This window comes from Streptomyces sp. NPDC059499, assembly GCF_042749285.1.
Lineage (GTDB): Bacteria > Actinomycetota > Actinomycetes > Streptomycetales > Streptomycetaceae > Streptomyces.
In genome coordinates this window covers 55369-66306 of record NZ_JBHYTT010000024.1, presented here as the reverse complement: position 1 = coordinate 66306, position 10938 = coordinate 55369, and the positions used below count along the sequence as shown (strand labels likewise).

Genomic DNA, 10938 nt, shown 5'->3' with positions numbered 1-10938 from the left:
TACAGGGGGTCCGTCGGCTCAGAGGTGACGGATCCGCAGCATCTCCCGCGCGCCGAGGATCTCGGCTTCGATCATCGCGTCGGGCGCGTACAGGGTCTTGTCGTGCCACAGGGCGGGGTGCTCGGTGCCGGCGACCGCTGCGGCGTCCAGGTATGCCTCGGCGCGGCGGAGAGCGTGCACCTGGTGCGGCGCGGGTGTGGGAGGGGCCGCGGCGAGCAGGATCTTGACGGCATACGCGGTCTCCTCGGTGGTACCGCCCCAAACGCCCCATGACCCGTCGTCCCGCTGGGTGTCCGCGGTCCAGGCGGCGGCTCGTGCGACCGCTGCCGAGGCATGGTGTCCGCCGTACTGTGCCAGCGCGCTCACGCACCGCTCGGTGGAGTAGTACGGAGAGGCGTGCCATTTGTCGGGCCAGTGGCCTTCGGTCCTCTGCTGGCCGATCAGCCAGTCGCACAGCTTGTCCGCGCGGGGATCGTCGATGCCGTCCTCCGGGGGGAGGCGCCGCGAACAGCTGACCAATGCCTGGAGTGCGTGGGCGTTCGCCGTGACCGAGCCGGTGTCCTCTCCGATGTAGCAGTCGAAGTGGCTGCCGTTGTGGAACGCGTCGAGCGGGCCGGGCCCGTACGGCCGGCCGACGAGTGAGGCCACCAGCACGGCCATGGCGGTGTCGTCGGCGTCCGTCATGAGGCCGGGTGCGCCGCGTACCCCTTCGGGATCGTAGATTTCGTCGACCCACCCGCGAATGGTGGGCAGGGTGGCGGCGGGCAGTCCTGCCCCGGCGAGCGCGGCGGCAACCCACAGCCGTTCGAAGACACGGATGGGGGCTGCCTCGGGGAAGAGACCGTCGTATCGATGTGCGACGGGTTCCAGGTGCGCGACAGCCTGCTGCACGGCGGCGGGGGTACGTGACGCGGCCCAGGCGGCGGTGGCGGCCGGCGAGCTCCCCAGGAGACCATCGATCTCGGGTATGAGATTCCGAGGTATGTGCCCGGCCATGCCTTCGAAGGTGTGGTGGAATTTGACGGGAAGCGCGCCCGCGGCCTCGTACCGTGCGGCGACGTATGCGGGTGCCCCCTCGTGGTAACCGCCCGGTATCGCCAAGCGGTCCGCCACGGCTCCGCCGTCCAGGCCGGGAATTTCTTCGGTGGCAACGGCCAGGTGTCCGTTGACCTCGGAGATCAGGCTGGGAACGAGGAGTTCGGCTGCGGCCGTGTCGGGCCACGGGCCGTGCGGCGGAAGTGCGCGCAGCGCGGTCAGGCCTCTTGCCGCTGCGCCGGTGAGCCGGGCCCTGACATCCCCGGAGACGGCGCCCCTGCGGAGTACCGCCAGGGCGGCCTCCACCGCGCTGAGTGTCGGGAGCAGACGATAGGGCTCCGGGCCGTCGCCCCAACTGCCGTCGGATGCCTGCTCATCGAGCAGATAGCCGACCCGGCGCGCCTCTCCGGGCAGCCAGGGTGCCGCCGAGATGACACGGGCTGTCTCGTACAGGGAAGGGCGGACTTTGCCCCACCTGTCCCGGTCGACCCTGGCCACCAGATCTGTGGCCTGTTCGGGAAAGGTCGTACCGGCGGGCGCGTTGCTCATGGGGGTGGTTTCCTCCGCATGGTCGGGATGGTGTGTACGGGGGTGCTGTGCCTATGCCTGGCGTGCGGTCGCGGCGTCCGCGAGCGTGCGCAGGGAGGCCGTCGTGACGCCCGGGAAGGGGGCCTCGTCCAGGGCTGCGAGCGCGGTGGTCCGTCGCACGGCGATCATTTCCTCCACGCTCTCCCGGGCGCCTGTGGAGTCGAGGATGGTGCGGACCACATGGGCCTGGTCCTCGTTCAGGTCGCTCCTCCCGACGAGGCTGCGCAGGGTGCTCAGCTGCGCGGGAGATGCTCGTTGGACCGCGAGCGCCATCAGTACGGTGCCTTTGCCCGCGCGTAGATCGTCGAGTACCGATTTGCCCGTGTCGACGGAATCGCCGAAGACCCCGAGCAGGTCGTCCCGCAGCTGAAACGCTTCTCCCAGCGGAATTCCGAAAGCGGTGCACGCTTCCAGCACCGGCTGGGCGGCGCCGGCCAGAGCCGCCCCGATGTGCAGGGGGCGCTCTATCGTGTACTTCGCCGTCTTGTACCGGATGATGTGCAACGCCGTCTCGACATCGTCGGACAGGCGGCCGGTGGTCTGAAGATCCAGGAGCTGGCCGTACATGACCTCGCTCCGCATTTTCGCCAGGAGCGGCCGCACCTGGGCGAGCCGGCGAGGCGCGGCCCCTGCTGTTTCCAGCAGTTCGTCGGACCACACGAGCGCCAGATCACCGAGAAGTACGGCGGCGCCGAGACCGTGAGCCTCGGCCCTGTCGCGGCGGCCGCCGCTGTCGGTGTAGGCCATGGCCAGCGCGCGGTGGGCGGACGGCTGCCCGCGACGGATGTCGCTGTCGTCCATCACATCGTCGTGTATCAGGGCGAACACCTGGAAGAGTTCGAGGCTGGCCGCCGCGCGTACGGCGGCCGCCGGGTCCCCTGTCGCCCCTCCTGCCTGCCATCCGTAGAGGCAGAGCCGGGAACGCAGGCGCTTGCCGCCGACCAGGAGCCTGCGGAGGGTGGACGTCAGGTGCAACAGCTCGGTACCCGGGGCCGCTCGGTCCTTGGCGTCCAGGAAGCCCGTCAGGGCAGAGCCCACCTCGTGGTGCAGAGGAGAGAGGTCAGGGAGAGCAGGAAGTATTTCCGTCATCGGTCGATCCCTTAATCGAGAGCCGTCGTGGTGTTTTTCGCTCGCACAGAGGACTGGCCCGGGACAAGGACTCGCCTGGATGGCGCGGTGGTGCCGAACGCTTCCGCGGACGGCACCACCGCGTCATAACGGCCTTGCAGAGCTAGGCCGATGGCCTCGACAGTGCGCTGAGGTCCGTATCCGCCGAGGCCGACCCGTCCTTCTTCCTGGGATCGGCGGGGCTCCGGGACCAAGGAGTTGCCCCCTTGGCATCGGGTGTCAGCGGCGTGAATCGTGCGGGCAGCGCGGTGAGCGTCCGGTGAACGGCTCCGGCCTGGTAGGCGAGTTGCCCAGCGGGTACAGCCAGTTCGATGTCCGGCAGATAGCTGACGAGGCGTTCGATCGCGGTGGTGGCGATGAGCAGTGCCACATCACTGGCGGGACAGGCATGAGGACCGGCAGCGAAGGCTAGGTGCGCCTTGGAACCCGAGCGGTAGCCGTCGGACGGGGTCCCTGAGTGAGGACAGGTGTTCGCGGCGGCGTACGAGACCATGACGGGTGAGCCCGCGGCTATGGCGGTCCCATAGAAGTTGATGTCCTCCTTGGGCACATGGAAGCTGTAGTTGGCCAAGGGAGACTCGTTCCACAGTGCGTCGTTGATCGCATGCTGGATGGGCAGACTGCCGGTGGTCAGAGTGCCGAAGTAGCGCTCGTCACTCAGCATGCGGACGAGTGTGTTCGCGATGAGATTGACCAGTGGCTCGTTACCCGCGCCGAGCGTGATCAGAATCTGGTTGGTGGCCTCTTCCTGGTTCAGGCCGTTGGGGTGGTCGATGAACCACGAGGTCAGATCCTGGCCGCGCTGGGCGGACTTGGTGGCGTAGAGCGTCTGGAGGTAGGCGCCGAACGTCTGTCCGCCGGCTGCCTGCTTCTCCGGATCGCTGTCCATCATCGCCGCGAGGGCCCACACGAGCCGTGGGCCGTGCTCGTCCGGCATGCCGAACAGGGCGTTGAAGATCATCAGGGGCAGCTGCTGCGCGTACTGCCGGACGAGGTCGACGTTCCCGGTATCGGCGAAATCCTGGAGCAGCGTGTCCGCGTACCGGCACGTCAGGGCACGTACCTCGTGGGGATCCAGGAGGCCGAAGCTGTCGGTGATCACACGCCGCAGGTGTGCGTGCTGCTCGCCGTCGGCGAAGAAGAGGCTCGGCCGCCATTCCACCAGGGGCCTGATCGGACTGTCCTCCGGCACCTGGTGGAGCCAACTACGGGTGTCCTTGGACCAGGTGTCCGTGTCCCGCAGGAGTTCGATCGCTGCCTGATAGTCGGTGACCAGATGGACAACGACACCAGGAGCGACCTCGGCGACGCCGACGGGCCCCTGCCGGCGCAGCAGTTCATAGCTGCGCTGAGGGTCGGCGGCGTGCTCGGCCCCGTACAGGGACACGGGCGCATCGGTCGGGGTGATGGTCACGAGGTTTCGGCTCCGGCTACGGCAGAGGAGATGGAATGGGCGGTGAGGGCGATGAGAGCTTCGAGGCTGCTGTTCATGTCACGGGCGTCGCAGGTGACCAGGGGGGTGGCCGAGTCGAGATCGAGCTTCGAACGGAGCAGCTCTATCGGGTAGTCGGGTGAGTCAGGGAAGGTATTGACTGCGACGGCGTACGGCAAACCGCGCTCCTCGATGAGATCCATCACCTCGAAGGATTCGTCCAGGCGCCGGGTGTCGGCCAGGACGAGAGCTCCGAGGGCCCCGAAGGCGATGCCCTCCCACAGGGGAAGGAAGCGGCGCTGCCCCGGCGTCCCGTACAGATACAGAACGATCTTGTTGCCCGGCAGGGTCCGGCGGCCGAAGTCGATGGCCACCGTGGTCGTGGTCTTGTTGCGCAGGCCGACGAGGCTGAGGTCGTCGGTGGTGGCCGCCGCGTCGGTCATGACCTCATCGGTGTGCAGCGTCGGTATCTCCGACAGCGTCTGTATCGACGTCGTCTTGCCCACGCCGATGGGACCGGCGACAAGAATCTTGATGCGTTTGTGCGTCCCCTCCGGCAGATAGACCGGGCGCGTACTAGGCGACGAGGAGTTGGCGGAGTCCACTCAGAACCTCTTCCATAACTGCTTTCGACGGACGGTCTGCGCGCAATGCGGAGAGAGCGTCCGGGACCGGGTCGCTCGCCTCTAAGTGCCCCTCGCTGACGAGCTGCCCGGCGATCATGAGGCTCGCTCCGACCGGGAGCTTGAGGTAGCCGGCTACCTCGATGACGCTGAGGGATCCCTCCACGACAAGATCGACCATGCGCAGCTGTATCGGTGTGTGATAAGAGGGAAGAGGAAGGCCGGTGGCACGCAGGGCTGTCAGTCTGTCGAGGCTGCCGGCGGTAGGGGCCTCGGAGCCTCCCGTTCCCAGATAGGGCGGAAGCAGCCTCCGCTCCGGACTCATGACAGACCGTCCTGGGCGCGGGCGGGAACGGACATGCTCTGCTGGCCGAGCTTCATGGCCTGGCGGGCCATGGCCCCCGCCACCACGCCCATGGGCATGTCGTCAGTGCCGGCGGCCGCGATCAGGGTGTTGTCCCCGGCCGGCATGACCATGTAGATGCCGTGCTCGTTCTGCGTGGTCGCTGTGACGAGCGGTGTGTTCTCCGGCTGGCCCAGGGCCGTGTTGGTGGCAGCCCGGGCGGCGGCGTAGAAGGCGGACGTCATCGCGCCTATGCCTTCCGCGTCGTCCCGCTTGAGATTCTCCGAGGTGGCCTGGACCATGCCGTCGCGAGTCATCGTCAGGGCGTGCAGGACGCCCTTGATCTCGGTGATGGGTTTCAGGTACCACGCGGACTGGTCGGGCTGGCTGTAGTTGTTGAGCGTCACGGTGTTTCCTCCGAATCGGTGGTTGCTCGGCCGCTGGCCAGCCCCTCCTGGAAGTCGTTCCAGGTGTCCTGGGCGCGGCGAGGATCCTGGGGCACGTACCGGGGAGCGACGTCCTCGGTGGCCGAAACCGCAACGGTGCGCCGGTTGCGCTGGGGCAGTTCCGGCGCAGCCGAGGCGGCGGCAGGGCTGCGGCTCGGCTCGGAGGCAGCGGGCTGAGCGGGGACGGAGCGCTTGCGGACCTGGGGTGCCGAGGCGGGCAGCGGAGCCATCGCGGACGGGGGCTTCGCCTCCTCGTTCATCGAGGTCAGCAGGTTCGGCGGAATCGACAGCACAGCACGCACCCCACCGTAGGCAGATTGGTGGTTGATGGAGACGGCGAAGCCGTAGTCGGCCACCAGCCGGCCGACGGCGGCAAAGCCCTGGGACGGCGGGTCACCGAGCTCGGTGAGCATCACTTCCTGCTGATTGCCCGACAGCAGGCGTGTCCCGCGGACGGTTGCCTCCGCGGTCATGCCCGTGCCCGAGTCGTCGAACGTGATGCACACGTTGCCGTTCCCGGTCTGAAGCACGCTGACCTCCACCATCAGGTCGTCGCGCGAATGCTCCAGCGCGTTGGCCATCAGCTCCGCACAGGCCATCGCGATGGGCTCGGCGGCACGTCCGACGACACCGATGTCGGAGGACCGGAGCCGAGAGATGATCTGAATACGTTCGAAGCCGCGCAGTCGCGAGGAAGCACCACCGATGATCTCGGTCACGTACGTGTCCTTGCGGACATGCCCGGGCCAGGCCCCGTACGCCACGGCGGACTTCTGGAGGAGCCGCAGAAGCTGCTCGTTGAGGTGGTCAGCCTGGAGCAGCCTGCTGGTCAGACTCTGCGGGGCGCTGAACTCGTGCTGCAGCTCGTCGATCTCCGTCTGCAGACGGTACGAGAGCGCCTGCGCGTCCTGGTTCGTGCCTCGCAGGGCAGCCCGAGCAGCGGCGTCCACACGGCGTCGTTCCTTGAGCAGACTGACGGATACGTGCTCGAGTACGGAGTCCAGGAGGAGACCGTCGTCGGAACCGGCAAGGTTCTGGTCCAGCAGGCCGGGAACGGGATGGTGCGAACTGATCAGATTCAGTGCCAGAGCAGGCAGCCGCGCGGAGACAAGGTGACGTACCTCGTCGCGGAAATCCGCCGCATGGGCTTCGACCTCTCCGGCGCGGGTCTCAGCAGCTTTCTTTTCCTTCGCTGCGGTCAGCGCACGCCCTTCGGCATCTCGCATGCGCGATTCGAATCCGTTGCGGGCCGACTCGTATTCCCTGCCGCGCCGTATGTGTTTCTTGCGCGAGCGTGCCAGCAGCACGACAGTGACGGCCAAAAGGACTGTCACGACGCCGAGTGCTATGGCGGAGTCTGATAGCAAGGTCACGGGTGAGGGGTCCTAGGGTTGGGTTCGAGCTGCCGGGAACTTGCCCGGCGGACACGTCGGTCGATAGAGGCTGGCTGTCATTCCCCGATACGCCTGGAGGGACTCTCGGGGCTGTGGTCGAGCGGGTTCGAGCGGGTCGTACGTGGCGTGTGAATGATCCGTGAAGGTTGAACAAGCGGAGGCGACGCCACCACACCTCGGCCGCCGAGGTGACACGGAGTTAATAAAGGGAGCCACAGGAGCGGCACCGCGATGCCGGACGGGCTTCACCGGTCGTCTGTCGGACGCCACGTCACAACCACTGGGTCGACGGGCCTTTGGGGTGGTCGCAGGGCCGCCGGGCCGTCGCTGACAGGGGATCAGAATCCATCGGGGCTCCGTTGGGGACGGGGTCGCAGGCGATTTCCGGCTCTCCGCCATCGAACGCAGTGGTGCCACAGCGACCTGGCATGCCAAATCGCGATCATTGTACGGGGGTTGCAACGCTTGCGCAGCGTGGCCGAGTGCGACAACCGGCGCCTATCCAGGGCGAAGGGGATCATCCGCGCAGCCGCTCCGGCCACGGAAAGGAGCAACTTCCCCCGCGCGCCACGGGCAGTTCATCACCGCTCATCGGACAGGAAGCCACGGATAGACCAACTCGCGGGGTGATTAGCGAGTTGATGTCTGCTTCGCGAATGGAGGCCGGGTGAGACGCGGCCGGTCGTGGACTCGTGGGAGCCACTACGGACGGAGCCGGACGAAAGCCCGCGCCCGGGTTCGACTACGATGCCGCGGCGATCGGAGGTGACACCCTCCGGCCCGGCCCACGAGCCTTGAGGACGGACGGCGCTTCTTGAAAAGGGTCCTGGTTCTGGGCTCCGCCGGCTTTACGGCACCGACTCCCCGGCCGGACAGGGAATTCCCGAACGGCCGGAGTCAGGTCAATTCCTCTCGGCTACGGCCCCGAGGAAAGCATTTCTACCTGACTGCATGGACCGCGGCGGATTGTCTTCGGTCAGCCGGAAGGAGCAATGGCGGCCGGCACCCCCCGCAAACCGGTCGGCCCCGGCCCGGGTCTCGCCCGCGGTGAGCGGAGCGAGCCCGTGCCGGTACTCGGCTGCCAGGGCTTCCCGCTCGTCCAGACCGTGCTGTTCCCGTACGGAGATCCGGTCGTGCCGCAAGCACAACTGCGGGAGCCCTGCGCTCTCGTGGGCGAGCCGCTCCGCCTCTCCCGGCGGACTTCCCCGGGCGGCACGAGGCGGTTGACGAGTCACGTCCTCCTCGGCCGCAAGACCGGGCTCACCGCGGTTCCTCGTCGCCATCGGTCTGTCGTACACAGGAGACGACGACCACGAGAGGCCAGAGCGACTGCGCGAAGGTGATGACGCGTTCGGCGGCTCCAGCGGTGTCGTGCACGAACAGCGCCATCAGGAACCAGCCACCGCCGACCCACATCAGCGCGGTCGCCATGAGCGACGGCCCGGAGCGCAGACCCCACGGCGCGGTCCGGACCGGTGGTACGGCCGCCGGACGCCGCTCGCTCGTACTGCCGCCCCGGCCTGCGGCGCCGCGCCGTACGGCCAGGATCGGCCAGACCGCGAGAAGCGAGAAGCCGACCGCCACCACGGCGCCATGATCCAGCGAGCCGCCACTGCTCGGCGCCGGGAACAGCGCCAGCAGTATCGCCGACACGCCGCCGCCGGCCAGCGCCACACGTCCGGGGGGTGCCGCGGAACGCAGCCCGCAGGCGGTGACCACGTGGCAGGCACCCAGGGCGACCAGGGCCGGGGTCATCACCCAGTACGCGTCGGCGCCCCTGGCTGCGAGGGTGCTGATCGTTCGCGAGGCGGGATCGTACTCGGGCCCCTGGAGGACGGCCGAGATCGCCCAGCCGGCGACCAGCAGAACCGGAGCGCACACCGAGGAGAAAAGGACCCACCAGGGAACAGATCGGCGCATCAGGGAACGGTAGAACATCCGATCCATCGCTACTCGGCGTACACGCCGCTCCGCAGGGCATTCAGCAACGTGGCCACTCCCCCGCCCGCCCCGGCGGGGACCGGGGCGGGCGACGGATTCCCGGATGTCAGAGCGACGTCATGACGTGCTTGATCCGGGTGTAGTCCTCGAAGCCGTACGCCGAAAGGTCCTTGCCGTAGCCGGACTTCTTGAATCCGCCGTGCGGCATCTCGGCGACCAGCGCCATGTGGGTGTTGATCCACACGCAGCCGAAGTCGAGGTTCTTCGACATCCGCATCGCGCGGGCGTGGTCCTTGGTCCACACCGAGGAGGCCAGCGCGTACTCGACCCCGTTGGCGTACTCGAGCGCCTGGGCCTCGTCCGTGAACGACTGGACGGTCATCACCGGGCCGAACACCTCGTTCTGGACGATCTCGTCGTCCTGCTCGAGGCCGGAGACGACGGTCGGGGCGTAGAAGTAGCCCCTGTCGCCGACCCGGTGGCCGCCCGCCTCGACCTTGGCGTGGTCGGGGAGCCGCTCGATGAAGCCGCTGACCTGCGCCAGCTGGCCCGCGTTGTTGAGCGGGCCGTACAGCACGTCCTCGTCGTCCGGCAGGCCCGTCTTCGTGTCGGCCGCCGCCTTGGCCAGCGCGGCGACGAACTCGTCGTGGACGGACTCGTGGACCAGGACGCGGGTCGCGGCCGTGCAGTCCTGGCCGGCGTTGAAGAATCCGCCGACCACCAGGTCCTCGACCGCCTTCACCAGGTCGGCGTCCTCGAAGACGACTGCCGGGGCCTTGCCGCCGAGCTCCAGGTGGACACGCTTGACGTCCTTGGCGGCGCTCTGGGCGACCTGGATGCCGGCGCGTACCGAGCCGGTGATGGAGGCCATCGCGGGCGTGGGGTGCTCCACCATCAGGCGGCCGGTCTCACGGTCGCCGCAGACCACGTTGAAGATTCCGCGGGGCAGGTCCAGTTCCTCGAGGACACCGCCGATGATCTCGGCCATCAGCACCGTGGAGGCCGGGGTGGTGTCCGAGGGCTTGAGGACCACCGCGTTGCCCGCCGCGAGTGCCGGGGCGAACTTCCACACCGCCATCAGCAGGGGGTAGTTCCACGGCGCGACCTGTGCGCACACACCGACCGGCTCACGGCGGATGATGGAGGTCAGGCCCTCCATGTACTCACCGGCCGAGCGGCCCTCCAGCAGCCGTGCCGCGCCCGCGAAGAAGCGGACCTGGTCGATGGCGGGGGCGAGTTCCTCGCTGCGGGTGAGGTGGAGCGGCTTGCCGGTGTCGCGGCTCTCCGCGGCGACCAGCTCGTCGGCCCGTGCCTCCATCGCGTCGGCGATCTTCAGCAGTGCGCGCTGTCGCACGGACGGTGTGGTGTCGCGCCAGACGGGGAACGCAGCGGCTGCGGCGGCCATCGCCGCGTCGACGTCTGCCGCCCCCGAGAGCGGTGAGGTCGCGTAGACGTCGCCGGTGGCGGGGTCCACCACATCGAGCGTGCGACCGTCCGAGGCATCGGCGAGCGCACCGTCGATGTAGTTGCGGAACGTGGTGCTCATGGAACGTTTCTCCTGCTCAGGCTGCGGTGCGGGCGGACAGGTGCTCATGGACGGCGGTCCAGCGGCCGTCGTCGGCGCGGGTGAGAACGATCGTCTCCCGCTCCTGGACCGTCTCCTCGCCGGCGTGGGTGGAGACCCGGGTCTCCACGTCGTGGCTGAAGACGGCCGTGTCGCCGAAGTGCTGGATCAGCTGTGCGGACGAGGTGCAGCCGAGGATGCGGAAGCCGTCCTGCTCCACCCACCGCTGCCAGAGCGCGCGGTACTCGGCCGTGGAGCCGAGCCGCTCCGGGGTGGTGTGGAAGACGAAGGTCGCGTCGGGGGCGAAGGCGCCGAAGTAGTCGTCGAGGCGGCCCTCGGCGAAGGCCGCGACGAGCGCGTCCGCGGCGGCCCGGATCTCCTGGACGGTGGTGGTGCTCATGCACAGCTCCTGGTCACGGGCGTTCGGGCGGGCGGTGCCGGAAC

Annotated in this window: 11 protein-coding genes; 1 reads left to right on the top strand and 10 read right to left on the bottom strand. The window is 68.4% G+C overall.

The genetic code is table 11. The features are described 5' to 3' along the window. Window positions 1-18: 18 nt before the first annotated feature. From ACFW9O_RS34700 to ACFW9O_RS34670, 7 genes are all read right to left on the bottom strand, one after another. Window positions 19-1584: a prenyltransferase/squalene oxidase repeat-containing protein gene (locus tag ACFW9O_RS34700; protein WP_384614960.1), complete on the bottom strand. Its 1566-nt coding sequence runs from the start codon at window positions 1582-1584 to the stop codon at window positions 19-21. Window positions 1585-1635: 51 nt separating this feature from the next. Continuing rightward, window positions 1636-2712: a polyprenyl synthetase family protein gene (locus ACFW9O_RS34695; RefSeq protein WP_384614958.1), complete on the bottom strand. Its 1077-nt coding sequence runs from the start codon at window positions 2710-2712 to the stop codon at window positions 1636-1638. 142 nt (window positions 2713-2854) lie between these two features. Then, window positions 2855-4165, bottom strand: a complete 1311-nt coding sequence (locus tag ACFW9O_RS34690) for a cytochrome P450 (protein WP_384614957.1) — start codon at window positions 4163-4165, stop codon at window positions 2855-2857. Then, on the bottom strand, window positions 4162-4788 hold the full coding sequence (locus ACFW9O_RS34685; RefSeq protein WP_384614955.1) for an ATP/GTP-binding protein: 627 nt from the start codon (window positions 4786-4788) through the stop codon (window positions 4162-4164). Before ACFW9O_RS34685 ends, ACFW9O_RS34690 begins: the two co-directional genes overlap by 4 nt. After that, window positions 4760-5131 (bottom strand): DUF742 domain-containing protein, encoded by a 372-nt coding sequence (locus ACFW9O_RS34680; protein WP_351181705.1) that lies wholly within the window; start codon window positions 5129-5131, stop codon window positions 4760-4762. Before ACFW9O_RS34680 ends, ACFW9O_RS34685 begins: the two co-directional genes overlap by 29 nt. Further along, the gene (locus tag ACFW9O_RS34675; protein WP_351181708.1) at window positions 5128-5556 is read right to left on the bottom strand and encodes a roadblock/LC7 domain-containing protein; all 429 of its coding nucleotides are present in this window, start codon (window positions 5554-5556) and stop codon (window positions 5128-5130) included. The genes ACFW9O_RS34680 and ACFW9O_RS34675 overlap by 4 nt, the downstream gene beginning before the upstream one ends. Beyond that, complete coding sequence (locus ACFW9O_RS34670) at window positions 5553-5888, bottom strand: hypothetical protein (protein ID WP_384614953.1); 336 nt, start codon at window positions 5886-5888, stop codon at window positions 5553-5555. Before ACFW9O_RS34670 ends, ACFW9O_RS34675 begins: the two co-directional genes overlap by 4 nt. Window positions 5889-6155: 267 nt before the next feature. On the opposite strand from ACFW9O_RS34670, the gene ACFW9O_RS34665 reads away from it, so the two are divergent. Beyond that, on the top strand, window positions 6156-6956 hold the full coding sequence (locus ACFW9O_RS34665; protein WP_384614951.1) for a hypothetical protein: 801 nt from the start codon (window positions 6156-6158) through the stop codon (window positions 6954-6956). 1293 nt (window positions 6957-8249) lie between these two features. Here the strand turns inward: ACFW9O_RS34665 and ACFW9O_RS34660 are convergent. The 3 genes from ACFW9O_RS34660 to ACFW9O_RS34650 all read right to left on the bottom strand — a co-directional run bounded on the left by ACFW9O_RS34660 (window position 8250) and on the right by ACFW9O_RS34650 (window position 10894). Then, window positions 8250-8909, bottom strand: coding sequence for a DUF998 domain-containing protein (locus ACFW9O_RS34660; protein WP_384614949.1), 660 nt, complete (start codon window positions 8907-8909; stop codon window positions 8250-8252). 127 nt (window positions 8910-9036) lie between these two features. Further along, window positions 9037-10476: a gamma-aminobutyraldehyde dehydrogenase gene (locus ACFW9O_RS34655; RefSeq protein WP_384614948.1), complete on the bottom strand. Its 1440-nt coding sequence runs from the start codon at window positions 10474-10476 to the stop codon at window positions 9037-9039. A gap of 16 nt (window positions 10477-10492) precedes the next feature. Next, a complete protein-coding gene (locus ACFW9O_RS34650) occupies window positions 10493-10894 on the bottom strand; it encodes a YybH family protein (RefSeq protein WP_384614946.1) in 402 nt (133 codons plus the stop codon). Window positions 10895-10938: the final 44 nt, after the last annotated feature.

Coding starts and splice junctions, on each gene's coding strand:
- ACFW9O_RS34695 (WP_384614958.1), bottom strand. CDS start 2,712: ATGACGGAAATACTTCCTGCTCTCCCTGACCTCTCTCCTCTGCACCAC.
- ACFW9O_RS34650 (WP_384614946.1), bottom strand. CDS start 10,894: ATGAGCACCACCACCGTCCAGGAGATCCGGGCCGCCGCGGACGCGCTC.
- ACFW9O_RS34680 (WP_351181705.1), bottom strand. CDS start 5,131: ATGAGTCCGGAGCGGAGGCTGCTTCCGCCCTATCTGGGAACGGGAGGC.
- ACFW9O_RS34700 (WP_384614960.1), bottom strand. CDS start 1,584: ATGAGCAACGCGCCCGCCGGTACGACCTTTCCCGAACAGGCCACAGAT.
- ACFW9O_RS34665 (WP_384614951.1), top strand. CDS start 6,156: ATGCTCCAGCGCGTTGGCCATCAGCTCCGCACAGGCCATCGCGATGGG.
- ACFW9O_RS34655 (WP_384614948.1), bottom strand. CDS start 10,476: ATGAGCACCACGTTCCGCAACTACATCGACGGTGCGCTCGCCGATGCC.
- ACFW9O_RS34660 (WP_384614949.1), bottom strand. CDS start 8,909: ATGCGCCGATCTGTTCCCTGGTGGGTCCTTTTCTCCTCGGTGTGCGCT.